Source organism: Rhodococcus sp. NPDC079359, assembly GCF_040702585.1.
In the GTDB taxonomy this organism is placed as follows: Bacteria; Actinomycetota; Actinomycetes; order Mycobacteriales; family Mycobacteriaceae; genus Rhodococcoides.
In genome coordinates this window covers 14,477-30,667 of the sequence record NZ_JBFBLH010000012.1, presented here as the reverse complement: position 1 = coordinate 30,667, position 16,191 = coordinate 14,477, and the positions used below count along the sequence as shown (strand labels likewise).

The 16,191-nt window shown below is 63.9% G+C and carries 13 protein-coding genes and 2 tRNA genes; 3 read left to right on the top strand and 12 right to left on the bottom strand.

Features of this window, described 5'->3' with window-relative positions; genetic code table 11:
- Positions 1-96 precede the first annotated feature (96 nt).
- Together crgA and AB0362_RS22585 are read left to right on the top strand one after the other, a co-directional pair.
- A complete protein-coding gene (gene crgA / locus AB0362_RS22590) occupies positions 97-360 on the top strand; it encodes a cell division protein CrgA (protein WP_032396997.1) in 264 nt (87 codons plus the stop codon).
- Between the two features lie 36 nt (positions 361-396).
- Positions 397-882, top strand: coding sequence for a PH domain-containing protein (locus AB0362_RS22585; protein WP_094638415.1), 486 nt, complete (start codon positions 397-399; stop codon positions 880-882).
- Positions 883-958: 76 nt separating this feature from the next.
- Here the strand turns inward: AB0362_RS22585 and AB0362_RS22580 are convergent, their stop codons facing one another.
- Positions 959-1,888 carry a rhomboid family intramembrane serine protease gene (locus AB0362_RS22580; protein ID WP_317809105.1) on the bottom strand — a complete coding sequence of 310 codons (930 nt, stop codon included), beginning with the start codon at positions 1,886-1,888 and terminating at the stop codon, positions 959-961.
- Between the two features lie 24 nt (positions 1,889-1,912).
- On the bottom strand, positions 1,913-2,449 hold the full coding sequence (locus tag AB0362_RS22575) for a peptidylprolyl isomerase (RefSeq protein WP_149408198.1): 537 nt from the start codon (positions 2,447-2,449) through the stop codon (positions 1,913-1,915).
- Between the two features lie 94 nt (positions 2,450-2,543).
- Between AB0362_RS22575 and AB0362_RS22570 the strand changes: the two genes are divergently transcribed.
- The gene (locus tag AB0362_RS22570; protein ID WP_269596384.1) at positions 2,544-2,924 is read left to right on the top strand and encodes a hypothetical protein; all 381 of its coding nucleotides are present in this window, start codon (positions 2,544-2,546) and stop codon (positions 2,922-2,924) included.
- Here AB0362_RS22570 and AB0362_RS22565 read toward each other — a convergent pair.
- From AB0362_RS22565 to AB0362_RS22520, 10 genes are all read right to left on the bottom strand, one after another.
- The gene (locus AB0362_RS22565) at positions 2,919-4,550 is read right to left on the bottom strand and encodes an alpha/beta hydrolase (protein ID WP_317809104.1); all 1,632 of its coding nucleotides are present in this window, start codon (positions 4,548-4,550) and stop codon (positions 2,919-2,921) included. The genes AB0362_RS22570 and AB0362_RS22565 overlap by 6 nt on opposite strands.
- Positions 4,551-4,669: 119 nt before the next feature.
- Entirely contained in the window at positions 4,670-5,668 is a 999-nt protein-coding gene (locus tag AB0362_RS22560; RefSeq protein WP_269596386.1) for a GGDEF domain-containing protein, read from the bottom strand.
- A 205-nt stretch (positions 5,669-5,873) separates the two neighbouring features.
- Complete coding sequence (locus AB0362_RS22555; RefSeq protein WP_317809103.1) at positions 5,874-6,824, bottom strand: acyl-ACP desaturase; 951 nt, start codon at positions 6,822-6,824, stop codon at positions 5,874-5,876.
- Between the two features lie 409 nt (positions 6,825-7,233).
- Positions 7,234-7,306: transfer RNA gene (locus AB0362_RS22550), tRNA-Ala, on the bottom strand.
- A gap of 190 nt (positions 7,307-7,496) precedes the next feature.
- Positions 7,497-7,570, bottom strand: a tRNA-Ile gene (locus AB0362_RS22545).
- Between the two features lie 109 nt (positions 7,571-7,679).
- Positions 7,680-9,071: a DUF3566 domain-containing protein gene (locus tag AB0362_RS22540; protein ID WP_317809102.1), complete on the bottom strand. Its 1,392-nt coding sequence runs from the start codon at positions 9,069-9,071 to the stop codon at positions 7,680-7,682.
- Positions 9,072-11,615, bottom strand: a complete 2,544-nt coding sequence (gyrA, locus tag AB0362_RS22535) for a DNA gyrase subunit A (protein WP_068047539.1) — start codon at positions 11,613-11,615, stop codon at positions 9,072-9,074.
- 68 nt (positions 11,616-11,683) lie between these two features.
- A complete protein-coding gene (gene gyrB / locus AB0362_RS22530; protein ID WP_094638409.1) occupies positions 11,684-13,726 on the bottom strand; it encodes a DNA topoisomerase (ATP-hydrolyzing) subunit B in 2,043 nt (680 codons plus the stop codon).
- A 257-nt stretch (positions 13,727-13,983) separates the two neighbouring features.
- Positions 13,984-15,117 (bottom strand): PDR/VanB family oxidoreductase, encoded by a 1,134-nt coding sequence (locus AB0362_RS22525; RefSeq protein WP_256980790.1) that lies wholly within the window; start codon positions 15,115-15,117, stop codon positions 13,984-13,986.
- Positions 15,114-16,031: a metal-dependent hydrolase gene (locus AB0362_RS22520; RefSeq protein WP_317809101.1), complete on the bottom strand. Its 918-nt coding sequence runs from the start codon at positions 16,029-16,031 to the stop codon at positions 15,114-15,116. Before AB0362_RS22520 ends, AB0362_RS22525 begins: the two co-directional genes overlap by 4 nt.
- Between the last annotated feature and the right edge of the window lie 160 nt (positions 16,032-16,191).

The window sequence follows — 16,191 nt, the reverse complement described above, 5'->3', positions numbered from 1 at the left end:
GATGCGCGGCACCCGTCGATCCACAGGTTCCGATCGTCAGTTGTCCACAGGTACGGCCGCAGTGCCGCGGGCCGTCACGAACGCGAAGAGGAAGCAATGCCGAAGTCGAAGGTACGGAAGAAGAACGACTACACGATCAACCCGGCGAACCGTACGCCGGTCAAGGTCAACGCCGGGCCGTCACCGGTCTGGTACGTGGTGCTGATGCTGGGATTCATGCTGGTCGGGCTGCTGTGGCTGATCGTCTACTACCTGGCTTCCGAGGACATCGCCTTCATCGGAAACCTCGGTGCCTACAACTTCCTGATCGGCTTCGGCTTCATGGTCGTCGGACTCGTCATGACCATGCGGTGGCGCTGAGAGCCGACCGAGTTACATCGATGTCATTCATCCCCAATGTGGATAAACCCTGTGGATAACTCTGAAAACGATCCACAGGGTGTGTACGAACAGCGATGGGCGACGCCCCTCATCGCCGTCGCAGCCCTGGTCGCAGGCGGAATCGCCCTCGGAATCGGAGCCGCACTCTCCTCCACCGACGCAGCCGGAACATTCCTCGTCGGACTCGCCGCCGTCGGAATGTGGATCATCGCCGCACTCGCCGCCGCACAACGCCCCCGACTGGCGATCACCCACGACGGAACACTGGTGATGAAACGCCTCGGCGGCCTACGCACGTACACCCGCAACGACATCGTGCGCGTCAAAATCGTGAAATACCCACGCCTGGGCCGACGCGTACCGATGCTCGAACTCGACATCCGCCCACCCGGCGAAGACGACGATCGACTCATCATCTTCGGCAGATGGGACCTCGGAACCGACCCTCGAGACGTATACGACGCACTCGAAACCCACGGCTTGGTGCCTCGCAACACCTGATCGTCCGGCCCCCGTGGTCACTCAATGTGACATTCAGTGGACTTTTGGGGGGTCAATGTCACATCAAGTGGACTAGCTAGAGGCCCATCTGGGCGCGCAGGTCGAGAACGCGGATCGCGATGATGCCCAGGGACACCAGAGCGACGGCGATGACCGAGAGCCATGCCATGGACAGGCCGGCCCTGGTTCGTTGTTGTCCCGTGTCTCGGGTTCGGTTGGACAAGAACACCAGACCGGCGGTGGCGGCGGCTCCGGCGACGAGTCCGCCCATGTGTCCCCACAGCGAGATGCTGGGGATAGAGATGCTGATGAAGATGTTCACCGCGATGATGACGAGGATGGGTGCTGGGCTTCGCTTGAGCCGCAGCAGGATCACGGCCTGTGCGCCCAGTAGGCCGAAGACTGCACCGGACGCGCCGACGGTGAGCGTCAGTGGGTTCTCCAGCAGCATCACCGACGCGCTTCCTCCGAGCAAGGAGAGGAAGTAGACGACCAGGTAGCGGGTTCGACCGAGCACGAGTTCGACGTCACGGCCGATGATGTAAAGCGCGAACATGTTCACGAGCAGGTGTATCGGCCCGTAGTGAACGAAGCCGCTGCCGATCAGCCGGAACACGTCGCCGTCGGCGACGAGCAGGCTGTTGAGAGCCCAACCGCGGGCGAGTTCGGATCCGGAAGTGTTGTTCATCGGATCGCCGGACTGCGCCACCGTGATGGCATAGACGATCACGTTGACGGCGATCAGGGCGTAGGTCAACGGAGTCTTGGCGGATCGTGCCACGGGTGCACCGGCGACGGTCTGCGCAGTGCGGACGTTCTTGTTGCCTTCTCGCACGCAGTCGACACAATGCTGTCCGACGGCGGCGGCCTGCAGACACTGCGGGCACGCCGGCCTGCCGCAGCGAGAGCAGGCCAGGCCGGTGGGGCGATCGGGATGTCGGACGCACACCGACTGGGGTGGGTTGGGCTGGTCGCCGTACGCGCCACCCCAGCCGGGGTTCGTCATCTCGTCGAAAGTCCTTCGGTCAGATCAAGCGATGGTGACGTTGTTGATGACGACCTCGTCCACCGGGCGATCTCCGCGGCCGACCGGCGTGCTCGAGATCGCGTCGACGACCTTCTTCGACGCCTCGTCGGTGACCTCACCGAAGATGGAGTGCTTGCGGTTGAGGTGCGGGGTCTTGCCGGTGGTGATGAAGAACTGCGAGCCGTTGGTGCCGGGGCCGGCATTTGCCATGGCCAGCAGGTACGGGCGATCGAAGGAGAGCTCCGGGTGGAACTCGTCCTCGAACTTGTAGCCCGGTCCGCCTGCACCGGTGCCGGTGGGGTCGCCGCCCTGGATCATGAAACCGTCGATGACGCGGTGGAAGACCGCGCCGTCGTAGAACGGTCCGCTCTTGGCACCCGACGCGTTCTGAGTCGTGTACTCCTTGGATCCGTCCGCGAGACCGACGAAGTTCGCGACGGTCTTGGGGGCGTGATTGCCGAACAGTTCGATGACGATGTCGCCGCGGTTGGTGTGCAGCGTGGCCGTTTGGGTCTTGTTTGGTGAAGTCACGCCCTCCATCGTGCCATCTCGGGTGATCGGGCAGTTCACAACGGGCATCGAGTCGGGTGTATCGGGAGGGTTCAGCGGGGCCGTGTTGTGGAACAGTGAGGGTATGACGAGCACAACGAAGCCCGACCGGGTTCGGTCGACCACAGGTACCGCAGCGTCCGCCCTGCTCGGCGCCGCATCCGCCGCGAGCAAGGGCCCGGCCGGAGTCGGCCTGCTGCTGGCCAAACAGGGTTACGGACTGGCGCGAAAGCAGGCTGCGCAGCGCCGGGCAGTGACCGCGGAGCGTATCGCCGAAGCGAATCGCACCCGAGAGCTCGTCACGGTCGACTCGGGATCACGCCGAACCCGGCGAGTTCTGGTGTTCGGTGCCGTTGCTGCCGTCGTGGGAGGTGTCGTGTTCTTCCTCGGTCGCCGTCGCAACGAGGTACCGCCGCCTGCCGATGTTCCGCCGAGCCTGGCCGACTACGACGACACGTCGTCATAGGTACAGCACCTTCTGCAGTAGGTCGAGCAGCCCCGGCCTGGTTCTGATCACGGCCTCTGCGCTGCGGTCGGCGACGACCAGTGCCGTGTTGTGGCCGCTGGCGGAGCCCTCGGTGAGATAGTCGCTGTGCCCGATCGAGCGGCCGGCACTGTCGGTTTGCTCCGTGGACAGCAGAGTGATTCCGTCCAGCGCCCCTGGATCGCGGCCGAATGCACCCAGGTCGGCGACGATGTCGCCCGTGGCCTCCGCCGCGAAGACGTGTCCGAGGGGAAGCTGGAGATCGGCGAGGCTGTGTGTGCCGAGTCCCGGTGAACCGAGAGCCACGAAATCGTCGACCCCGGTGTCGTCTCGAAGAGCAGTTGCCGCGGTGAGCGATCCGTACGAGTGGGCCAACACCGACAGATGCGGATCGCTCGCCCGTGCGGCGTCGAGACCGTTCAGGAACGGGATCAACCGATCCGCTCCTGCCTGCGCAGCCGCACCCGAGGCAACGGTCCGGTCCGGATCGAGCAGGCTCCAACCGAGCTGAGGTGCCTGGTAGTCCAGCCAGGTCACCGCAGCCGCAGACTGCGCCGGATCATGGGAAACAAGCTGCTGCACAGTGTTTTTGATGTTCTCCATGTCGCCGTCGTAGCGGGCAAGGTTTCCGTGCACGGTAGAGCCGAGACCGGGCACGAAGACGGCGACATGGGTCGCCGTGTCGACATCTCCCACCGCGACGGCCGCCATCGTCTCCTCGTACGAGGAATTGTCGAGGACCAGGAGCTGCCGAGCCCCCAGCGCCAGCGTCGCGTCGATCGCATCGAGTGCTGCCAACCGAGTGCGCGTTTGTTCGAGCCCGGCATCGGCGTCGCTGAAAATGCCGCCGAACACGTTGTCGGACAACTCTTCCTGTAGTTCGACTTCGACGGCGCGAAGGCGGATACGCTCTGCGGCCAACACCCGCCGATTTGCGCTGTCCCGCACCCGACCCGGCAGGCCGTCGAGATTGCCGATCAGCGCCGGCTGTTCGACCAGCAACCTGGTGCGTGCCGCAGTCGAGAGTGCGCTCCAGAAAGCAGCATTGGCCGCCGGTGTGCCGTCGCGCGGCACCCAAGCCGCAACTTCCGTCGCAACGGAGGCTGCGGAGGTTCCCCCGACGAGGCGTCGGGCAAGGACGTCGTCGAAATCCGTGGCCGTACGAATCAGCTGTGCGATTCGTTCGGCGAGCTCCTCACGGCACCGCCGTCGCTCGCGCATCGTCGACCACAAGTCCACCAGCGCAACCGAATACGACGCTGCAAGGTCGAACACCGAGCCGTCGGATGCGACCGCGAATCGCTCGTCCGCCGCCGTCCGCTCCACCGAGCGAAGCGCAGCGACCAAGCCGGCCATGTCGATCGAGGCATCCGCGGTGCATGTCGCTATCCGAAGCAACTCGGCTGCGGCGTCTGCCAGATCCGACCGGATACGTCTCATCGCCTCCCGCGCGGCCTCGGCCGCGGGACCGGCCCACCCGTCTCCCACGATGTCGTCGGTAACCGAGTCGTGCACGGCGGCCACCTCCCGCCACCGGTGCATCAGGCTGTCGGACGCCGCTACCAGCACGCGGCTGTCCCAAGATCTGAATTCGTTCAGAGTGACCATCGCGTATCCCCCGCAGCATCGTCGTTTCCGACGAGTCAACGCGAGAAAAGCACCGCGTCGGGAAATCTATCCCCAGCCTGTGGATCAAATCTGGGGATCAACGATGCGTCGAGTGAGCGCTACTGCGCAATTCTGCGAATGGGTCCGCTGTAACCGGCGTCGGGATCGGACGGCCGACTGGTCCTCGGCGGCCTGCTTCGCTTTGCCCGGTACAGATCGGCGTCGGCTGCCCGATAGATCTCACCCCATCGGCGACCCGCGGGCATGCAGGCCAATCCGACGCTCCACTCCGCGCGGTGAGCCCGACGCAGACGCTCGATGATCTGCCAGGCCTCCTTCTCGAGAACCCCCGGCATGAACAGCACGAACTCGTCTCCACCGAGCCGACCCAAAACGTCACGTTTGGTCAGCTGACCCTTCCAGGCCTTCGAGACCCGAGTGAGCAGGACGTCACCGGCAATATGGCCGTACTCGTCGTTGATCTCCTTGAAATTGTCCAGATCGAGCACTGCGAGGCTGACCGACAATCCGCGAGCCGCACACGCCGGCAACATCTTCTCGATCTTGGACTCGAACCCGAACCTGTTGAGCAGACCGGTCAACGCGTCGTGCGTCGCGGAATACCGCATCCGACGCGCGAAGACACCGAAGACCTCCGTCGCACCGACGATGCCGAGCGCGACGAGGATGTAACTGATGAACGGAGTTCCGTACGGCGCGATCGCCGCTCCGATGACCGCCGAAACAGCAAGCACGGCAACCCAAATGCCTGCGCTACGTTCTGACCAGAACGCGCCTATGTGCATACCGAGGAACATGGCCGCCTGCACGCAGATCAAGAACGCAGGCATGGTGTCGCTACTGCCCAACGCACAGGCGAGTGCCATCACCGACAACGCAGTCGCGAACCCCACCGCCTGTTTCGGGCTCGGCACACCCGCCCTTGCCAACACCACGATCGCCATCGGACCCAGCAACAGAGCCAACGCGGCCAGAACCTGCTGGGCACCGGTCAGATTCGACCACGACGCAATCGCGCTGGCAGCGTAGAGAACCGTCGTGACCGCAGCGAATACGGCGAGCATGCGGCCGGACTCGTCGAACCTAGGCCTGCTCACCGGTCGATTCCCACCGTGCAGGACCATGATTCGGCCGATCGGAGGCAGCGTTCACCGAAGAGAACACCACCACTCACCCGATACCCCCCAGGCACCATCGGCCCTCCCCACGCACTACGGCCATCGCCTCACATGACCCAACGATGCCCGGACTCTAACACCTCCGAGACCCGATCACGACTCTGGCCAGCGAAAGCGCAGCAGGTCAGGACGCCTTCTCGGCGCGCGCTGCCTCCCTGGCAAGTAGTCGATCACGGGACTCCTCGAACTTGGTTGCCTTCTCGGCCAAGTCCTCGACGAACGCTGCCAGTCGATCGCGATCCCGCTCGCCCTCACCCGTGAAATCGTTGCGCTCGAAGATCTTCCACTTGCGCAGAACAGGCATCAACACCTCGTCCAGATGCTGCCGGAGATCGTAGATCCCGTGCTTGGCCAAGGTCATCGCGTTCTTGCGAAAATTGGGCATGTTCAGGCCGGGCATCTGAAAGTCGGTCGCGACATCGGTGATGGCGCGGACCATCTGATCGGGCACCAGATCCAGCGACGCCTCACCGAGGTTCCGATAGAAGATCATGTGCAGGTTCTCGTCGGCAGCGACACGAGCCAACATTCGATCCGCCACCGGATCCCCGCACGCCAGTCCCGTGTTTCGATGCGACACCCGTGTCGCCAACTCCTGGAACGTCACATACGCCACCGAATGCAGGAAATTGGCACCGTCCATCGGCGCATCGACACCAACCGTCATGTGGTCCATTCGAGCCCGCTCCAACTCGACGGGATCCACCGCACGAGTCACCACCAGATAATCGCGCATGACGATGCCGTGACGATTCTCCTCCGCAGTCCAGCGCCCCACCCACGTCCCCCAGGCACCGTCCAACGAAAAATTGTCTGCCAGCCCCCGGTGATACGACGGCAGATTGTCCTCGGTGAGCAAATTGGTGATCATCGCCGTGCGCGCCAGTTCCGACAGCGACGACTGCTCGAGCGACCAGTCCTGCCCACCCATCGCTGCGAAATTACGACCCAGATCCCACGGAACGTAATCATGCGGATGCCATTCCTTCGCCATCGACAGATGACGATTCAAATTGGCTTCCAACGTGCCGTCGAGTTCCCTCAACAGCTCTTCATGATCGAGAACGCGCGTCATCTGCGGGACTCCTTCGAGATTCGAGATGCCCGAATCGCCGATCGATTCGAGACAGTGGCGAACACCGCCCGCCGAGATCGAACGACGGCACACCCCCCTGCGGTGCGCCGTCGCGACCATTCACGTCGATCCGAGAACCGACGTCCTTGCACAGCGACCACGCTAAGGACCGAACCATCGATACGACACCGAACCGACGACTGTCTGGACATGTGGGCGCCGAAACACAGATCGCCTTGGGTCCAATCACAACCGGTCAACCTGAGTGGCCGGGGGATCTCGCGGCTCGATGGCACTCAATGTGACATCCAGTGGACTTTTCGGGGGTCAATGTCACATCGAGTGGACTTGGGGGGTCGGCTGGAGAGACGAAAAAGGACGCCCACCGAAGTGGACGTCCTATTCTTTGTGGAGCCTAGGAGATTCGAACTCCTGACATCTGCCTTGCAAAGGCAGCGCTCTACCAACTGAGCTAAGGCCCCGGGTGTTGCCGGTAATCGTGGACGAACTCTACACGTCCACTCCGAGCGACTGTCACGCGGTGGGGATGCTGTGCCAGACGCCGTCCGAGCTGCGCTGCGAGCGCACCTTCGATACTGTCAGCACTGCGATCACCGCCGATGCGACAAGAAGAAGGATTTTCATGTCCTGCCTCTTTTCGTTCGTTCGGTGTGGGCCTAGGAGGACTTGAACCTCCGACCTCTTCCTTATCAGGGAAGCGCTCTAACCGCCTGAGCTATAGGCCCTCATCACTACTTCGGGCCGAAGAAAAGCTCTCCTCGAACCGAGGGATGAGATTACCGTATCGGGCCGCTGTCTTCCAAAACGGCCCGATACGGCTCTCGATGGTGCAGGTCAGTCGCGGTCTGCCAGGGTCACTTCGACGCCACCGACCAGGTCCGACGACAGGTTGTAGATGAAGGCGCCGATGGTGGTGAGAGCAGTGAAGAGCACGACATTGATCACACCGATCACCGCCGCGTAGCCGAACACCTGCCCGGCACTGACGAGTCCTCCGCCGCCGGATTCGTTGACGATCTCGGTGAACGCACTGTTGAGACGTTCCCAGACGCCCATGCCGTCGAGCACGGCGTACAGCAAGCCGACGGACACCATCCACACGAAGAACAGTGACACTGCGATCACGAGGGCGATCTTGAGCGTCGACCACGGATCGATCTTGCGGATCTGGATGGTCGCCCGCAGGGGGTCGCCGTCCGCACTGGCCACGGCCGTGATGGCTGCCGGTGCTGCGCGCTCGGACTGGGACGGCTCGGGGTGCCGGACGGCAGACAGGTCCGGCATGTCCTTCGCCAGATCCTTGCGTTCGATGTGCCGTGTCGGTCCGTCGATGACCGCAGCCTTCGACCGGGCAGCTTCTCGCCGTTCGGTCTTGTCCTCCGTCGACTCACGCTGAGTGGGCTCGGCGGCAGTACGAGCGGTTCGATCGAACTCACCGTTCGGTGGCAGTGCCGCTCCGCGTCCGGACAGGTTGGTCTGCGGCTGATTCTGCGGCTGCTGCCGGTCCGTTCCCTGCGATGCGGGCCGCTGGGCGGCTCCGCGCTGCCACGGCGGGGTTCCGGGGCCGGCCTGCGGATCGTCGTTCTGTTGAGCCGGCATCGCCTGAGTTGCTGCGGGACCTGCCTGATCCTGACCCCGAGCGGGCTCGGATGCACGAGATCCGTCACCGGCGGCAGCCGAGTCGGCGGATACCTGCGGTGTGCGGACGGTCTCGTTGGGCGAGGCCGAGGGCTGCTGTCCCGACGGCTGCGGGGCTGCCTGCCGAGGAGCTTGACCGGCCGGCGCCTGCCGCTGCGGCGGTTGGCCGTTCGGCGGCGGACCGCCGGGCCGTCCGGGAGCCTGCTGACCCGGACCTGGCTGACGGCCGGGAGCCTGCGGAGGCTGGGACTGACCGGCAGGAGGCTGTCCCTGCTGGGGTGCAGGCGGACGCTGCGGGGCGGCCCCCGGCGGTCCCTGAGGTGCAGGCGGTCGCTGCGGAGGCGGGGGGCCCTGAGCCGGGCGTGCCGGACCGTTCGGATTTCCGGGTGCCGGTCTGATCGGAGGACGAGCACCCCCCTGCGGGGCCGGGCCACGGCCCGCGGCGGGCGCGGGACGATTGGCCGGCTGCGGGCGGCTGCCCGGGCGAGCTCCCTCGGGCGGCGCGGGACGCGCGGGCTGCTCGGCCTCCCGGCTGTCCGGTCCACCGCTGGGGCCGGGCCTGCTACCAGGCCGGTTGGGAGTGCTCACTTACGACTCCTTCGCTGCATCGTCTTCGGTGCCCAGAGAATCCGGTTCGATCTCGTCGGCGTTGCGCGCGATCGCGAGCAGGGTGTCGCCTTCACCGAGATTCATCAACCGCACGCCCTTGGTCTGTCGGCCGGCCTTCCGAACCTGCTTGGCAGCGGTCCGGATCACACCACCACTGGACGTGATGGCGTACAGCTCGTCCTCGTCGTCGACGATGAGAGCTCCCACCAGCGTGCCACGCTTCGGGTCGTACTGGATTGTCAGCACTCCCTTTCCGCCGCGGCCCTGCTGCGGGTAATCCTCCATCGCGGTGCGCTTGGAATAGCCACCCGACGTCGCGACCAGCAAGAACTTGTTCTCGCTGACGACGTTGAGCGAAAGCAACGCATCCTCGCCGTTGAATCGCATGCCCTGCACACCCGAGGTGGCGCGACCCATCGGTCGCAGCACTTCGTCGGTGGCCGAGAACCGGATGGACTGACCCTGCGCCGAGACCAGCAGCAGATCGTCGTCCGAGGATGCGAGAACCGCGCCGACCAACTCGTCGTCGCCGCGCAGATTGACCGCGACGATGCCGCCGCTGCGGTTGGAATCGAAATCCGTCAGACGCGACTTCTTGACGAGACCACCCTTGGTGGCGAGCACCAGGTAGGGGGCATCCTCGTAGGTCTTGATCTGGATGACCTGAGCGATGCGTTCGTCCGGCTGGAAGGCGAGCAGGTTCGCGACGTGCTGACCGCGAGCGGTTCGGTTCGCCTCGGGCAGCTCGTAGGCCTTGGCCCGGTAGACGCGACCCTTGGTGGTGAAGAACAGGATCCAGTCGTGCGTCGAGCAGACGAAGAACTTGCTGACGATGTCGTCCTGCTTGAGGCCCGCTCCCATCACTCCCTTGCCGCCGCGCTTCTGCGAGCGGTAGAGGTCGGTTCTGGTGCGCTTGGCGTATCCGGTCTCGGTGATCGTGACGACCACGTTCTCCCGCGCGATCAGATCCTCGTCGTTGACGTCCCCGTCGGCGGCGATGATGCGCGTGCGACGGTCGTCGCCGAACTTCTCGACGATCTCGGCGAGCTCGTCCCGCACGATCTGTCGCTGTCGCTCAGGCTTGGCCAGGATGTCCTGCAGGTCTGCGATGGTGCGTTCGAGTTCTGCCAACTCGTCGATGATCTTCTGACGCTCGAGAGCTGCGAGGCGCCGCAGCTGCATGTCGAGGATCGCCTGAGCTTGGATCTCGTCGATGTCGAGCAGGTCGATCAAGCCCTGCTTGGCGAGATCCACCGTCTGCGACGCACGAATGAGCGCGATGACCTCGTCGAGTGCGTCGAGCGCTTTGACCAGGCCACGCAGAATGTGAGCCCGTTCCTCCGCTCTGCGCAACCGGTACCGAGTACGCCGAACGATCACGTCGAGTTGGTGGGTGACGTAGAAGCGAATCATCTGATCGAGGCGAAGCGTGCGCGGTACGCCGTCGACGATGGAGAGCATGTTCGCGCCGAAGCTCGTCTGCAGCTGCGAGTGCTTGTAGAGGTTGTTGAGCACGACCTTCGCGACCGCGTCGCGCTTGATCGTGACGACGATGCGCATACCGACTCGGTCGGACGACTCGTCGTCGATCTTGGAGATACCGGACATCTTGCCGTCGCGTACCTGCTCGGCGATCGAGGTGATCAGGTTGTCCGGGTTGACCTGGTACGGCAGCTCGGTGATGACTATCGTGGTGCGACCGTTGGAGTCTTCCTCGATCTCGACGACGCCGCGCATCCGGATGGAGCCGCGACCGGTCGAGTACGCGTCCTGGATGCCCTGGCCGCCGACGATGAGTCCGTGGGTGGGGAAGTCAGGGCCCTTGACGCGTTCCATGCACGCGGCGAGGGTTGCTTCCTCGTCCGCCTCGAAGTTGTCCAGGGCCCAGAACACCGCATCGCCCAGTTCGCGCAGATTGTGCGGAGGGATGTTGGTGGCCATACCGACGGCAATACCGTTGGAGCCGTTCATCAACAGGTTCGGCACCCGCGACGGAAGTACCGTCGGCTCTTGGGTTTTACCGTCGTAGTTGGGGATGAAGTCGACGGTTTCCTCGTCGATGTCGCGCAGCATCTCCATCGCGAGCGGGGTCAACCGGGCTTCGGTGTATCGCATGGCTGCGGCACCGTCGTTGCCACGCGAACCGAAGTTGCCCTGGCCGTCGACCAGTGGGTACCGCATCGACCACGGCTGAGCCAGGCGCACCAATGCGTCGTAGATCGAGGTGTCGCCGTGGGGATGGTAGTTACCCATCGTTTCGGCAACGGGGCGTGCGGATTTCACGTAGCTGCGGTCGGGGCGGAAGCCCGAGTCGTACATCGCGTACAGGACGCGACGGTGCACCGGCTTGAGTCCGTCACGCACCTCGGGCAGGGCACGACCGACGATGACGCTCATGGCGTAATCGATGTAACTGCGCTGCATTTCCTGCTGGATGTCGACCGGATCGATCCGGTCTCCGCCCTCGGCGTTGGTGGTCGAACCCGGCGGGGGTCCTACCGGCGGTTCGGTGATGTCAGACATGCAAATCTCCTCGAGAAACGGTCACCTCCACGCACCGAGAAACCTCATCGGTGCGTGAAGGGAAGTGACTAAACGTCAAGAAAGCGAACATCTTTCGCGTTGCGGGCAATGAAGCTTCGGCGTGCGGAGACGTCCTCGCCCATCAGGACGCTGAACAGTTCGTCTGCCGCGGCCGCGTCGTCGAGGGTGACCAGACGCAGCACTCGCACAGCCGGGTCCATCGTGGTTTCCCACAGCTCCTTGGCGTTCATCTCGCCGAGGCCCTTGTAGCGCTGGACGCCGTCCTCGACGTTGATCTTGCGCTTGTTGGCGATGCCGGCCTCGAGCAGTCCGTCGCGTTCACGATCGGAGTAGGCGAAGTCGGGTTCACCGCGGCTCCACTTGAGCTTGTACAGCGGCGGCATGGCGAGGTAGACGTGACCGTTCTCGATCAACGGACGCATGAACCGGAACAGCAGAGTCATCAGCAGCGTCGAGATGTGCTGACCGTCGACGTCGGCGTCGGCCATCAGCACGATCTTGTGATAGCGCAGCTTGGTGATGTCGAACTCGTCGTGGATGCCGGTTCCGAAGGCGGTGATGATCGCCTGGACCTCGTTGTTCTTCAGGACGCGGTCGATGCGAGCCTTCTCGACGTTGATGATCTTTCCGCGCAGCGGCAGGATCGCCTGGAACATCGAGTCGCGTCCGGATTTGGCCGAGCCGCCCGCGGAGTCGCCCTCCACGATGTAGATCTCGGACTTGCTCGGGTCGTTGGATCGGCAGTCGGCGAGCTTGCCGGGGAGGCCACCGATATCGGTTGCGCTCTTGCGGCGCACCATCTCTCGCGCCTTACGCGCAGCCATGCGGGCTTGAGCAGAGGAGACCGCCTTGTTGATGATCGTCTTGGCGTCGGCCGGGTTGGACTCGAACCAGTGCGAGAGGTGCTCGTTGCAGGCCTTGAGGACGAACGATCGGATCTCGGTGTTGCCGAGCTTGGTCTTGGTCTGACCCTCGAACTGCGGCTCACCGACTCGGACCGAAATGACCGCGGCGAGGCCCTCACGAATGTCGTCGCCGGTGAGCTTGATGTCTTTTTCCTTGACCAGCTTCTTCTCGAGGGCGTACTTGTTCACCGTCGAGGTCAACGCGGTGCGGAAGCCCTCTTCGTGGGTACCACCCTCGTGCGTGTTGATGGTGTTGGCGAAGGTGTGCACCGACTCGGAGTAACCGGCGTTCCACTGCATCGCGATCTCGACCTCGTGGCCTTCACCCTTGCCGGTGAAGCCCACGACCGAGTTGTGGATCGCGGTCTTGGTGCGGTTGATGTGCTTGACGAAGTCGACCAAGCCGTCGGGGTAGTGGTACGTCCGCTTGCGGACCTTGGCCGGCTTCGCGTTCGCCGCATCGGCCTGCTCTTCCTCGGCGGTCTTGGGAGCCTCGGCGGTCTCGCCCAATTCCTCCTCGGTGGCGTCGGTCGCGGCCACTCGCTCGTCGGTGAAGTTGATGGTCAGTCCCTTGTTAAGGAACGCCATCTCCTGCAGGCGGCGGTGCACGGTCTCGAAGCTGTAGTCGAGAGTCTCGAAGATCTTGCCGTCGGCCCAGAAGCGGACCGTGGTGCCGGTCTCGTCGGTGTTCCCGACGGTTTCGAGCGGTCCGGGCTTGGCGTAGTCGTAGGTTTGGGTGTAGCGGTGACCGTCACGCGCGATCTGCAGTTCCACCTTGGTCGAGAGAGCATTGACCACGGAGATGCCGACGCCGTGCAGTCCGCCGGACACCGCGTACGAATCGGAGTCGAACTTGCCGCCGGCGTGCAGCTGGGTCATGACGACCTCGACGGTGGGGACGCCGGACGAGTGCATTGCGACGGGAATTCCTCGACCGTCGTCGGTGACCTCGACGCTGCCGTCCACGTGAATGGTGACGCCGACGGTGGAGGCGTAGCCGGCCATGGCCTCGTCGACGGAGTTGTCGACGACCTCCCAGATCAGGTGATGCAGGCCTCGTTCACCGGTGGAACCGATGTACATACCGGGCCTTTTACGAACCGCCTCCAGGCCCTCGAGGACCGTGATGGACGAAGCGCCGTAATCCTTGCTGTTCTCGTTGTTACCTGACTTCTGGGCAGCCACGGTTAGCTGGTTCTCCTTCTACGCGTCCACTACCCCGCTCACACCCCGACAGGGTGCTACCGCAGGGGCGAGCGCAGTCGATTCCGGCCGCGCCCGGGTCCATGCGTTGTTCCGGGCTTGATGTCGTACCGGTCCATAGTACTGGTTGCCTGCGACAGCATGGGCACGATGACACCCCTAAAAGGCCTCTGATTGCTTCACAGGCGCATTTTCAGGGTGCCGGGCGACAAAGATGAAGGGTAAATGCAGCGGCTCGGCTAGAGATCGAGCACGATCCGTTCGCCCTCGGAGCGGGACACGCAGATCAACATCTCGTGTTCCTGCTCCTCGGCGGTGAGCCGATTCTCCCGATGCTGCGGTGTTCCGCTGAGTACTCGAACACGACACGTCCCGCAGAACCCCTGCTGGCAGGAGTACGCCACATCGGGCCGCAGACGCCGAATGGCATGCAACGCAGTCTCGTCCGGAGCCACTGCGATGATCTGTCCGGAATCGACGAGCTGCACCTCGAACTCGGCACCGTTCTTCACCGGCGGCGGTGAGAAACGCTCGAAGTGCAGATGCGTTGCGGGCAACGAGTCGAACGACGCCCGAACCAGATCGATCATGGGCGGGGGTCCGCACACGTAGACCGAACCGCCGGGCGCCGCGGCACCGAGCAGATCCATGCTCGACGGCATCCCGTCCACATCGTCGGTCCGCACCGTCACGCGGTCGGCGTCCCAGCCGGCGATCTCGTCGAGGAACGGCATCGATTCACGTGACCGGCCGCAGTAGACGAGGTGCCAGTCCATCCCCGTCTCTCGAGCGCGACGCACCATCGAGATGATGGCTGTGATGCCGATTCCTCCGGCCACGAACACCGCGTGCTCGGACTGTACGAACGGAAAACCGTTGCGCGGCCCGCGAATTGCGACCTCGGTGCCGACCTGCAGATCGTGCATCTCACGCGATCCGCCGCCGCCGTCGGGCACCAAGCGCACCGCGATGGAGTACGAGTCGGCATTCGGCTGCCCACACAACGAGTACTGCCGACGGCGTCCGGACGGGAGATAGAAGTCCAGATGCATTCCCGGTGCCCACGCGGGCAGCACCTCACCGTCGGCGGCCGAGAAGGTCAGTTGGACCACCTGCTCGTCGACGCACAACACCTCGCGCGCGACCAACGTCAACAACCGGGTCCGAGCCACGGGCGGCGCAGCGAACGACGCGTCGTAGTCGTCACCGTCGAGCAGAGCGAACCATTTGTCGAGCGCATCGGTCACCAGTGACACGGTCTGATCGGGCTCGTCGCGGCCGTACAGATTCTTCGGAATGGTGCGTCCCGCCCGGAACGAGTCCACCATCTGTGCCATTGCGCCGAGCTTGCTTCGCAACGTGCGTTTGGTCATCGATCGGCGGACCGGGCTGCCGGTGAGGTGGCCAGATACTGCACTGCCTGCGCCGTCGAACCTTCCTGGGAAGGGTGGTACGTGCTCTTGAAGTAGCGAAGAGACGCCTTCACCATCGACATCGGGGTCGGGAACAGACCGGCTTTGGCCACTCTGCGGAATTCTCGGAACGACGGTGTGCGCTGCTTGGGTGAAAGGTGCGCCAGCGTCGGATCCTGGCTCATGAGGAAGCGAACCCCGCGGGTCCAGAACCACACGAGGGTGGGCGCGATGACGACGTACGTACGAATTCGGCGGGCCGGGCGGACGTCGAAGTATCGCATCACCTCGTAGGCCACGGATCGATGCTCGACTTCCTCGGCTCCGTGCCAGCGCAGCAGATCCAGCATGATCGGATCGACGTCGGCCTCGTCCAACTCCGTGGCATTGAGAACCCAATCGCCGAGGAAGGCGGTCAAGTGCTCGGCGGCGGCGATGAGGGCGAGACGCTCAACCAAACTGTTCTGGCCGTGCCCGGACCTGTTGCCGAGGGCGCGGCCGAACAGGAACTTCATCTGATCGACGTACGGATCGACATCGATGCCGTGCGCCCGGAGCTGATCGTGGACATCGGTGTGGGCCTGCGCGTGCATGGCTTCCTGACCGATGAATCCGATCACGTCGTCGCGCAGCTGATCGTCGTGGATGAGCGGCAGCGCTTCCTTGAACGTGCGCACGAACCATTCCTCGCCCTCGGGCAAAAGCAGGTGCATCACGTTGATCAGGTGAGTAGCGAGCGGGTTGCCGTCCATGTAGTGCAGCGGCAGGGATTCCCAGTCGAACTCGACATTTCGGGCATGCAGAATGACACGGTCTTCGGGGGTTCCGTCCACATCGACGGCCGCTGTCGATGCCTTCTTCGTTGGTGCAGACACAACTTCTCCTCGTCCGATGGCCGCGTAGAACATCTTCATCGATCCCCCGACCGCTGAGTGTCGCGAATCACGCTACGCATATCGACCATGTCACAGCAACACTGGCCCCAACATCTGTTGAGGATCACCTGGACCAGTCGATTCGAGAAGCCCTGGTTGG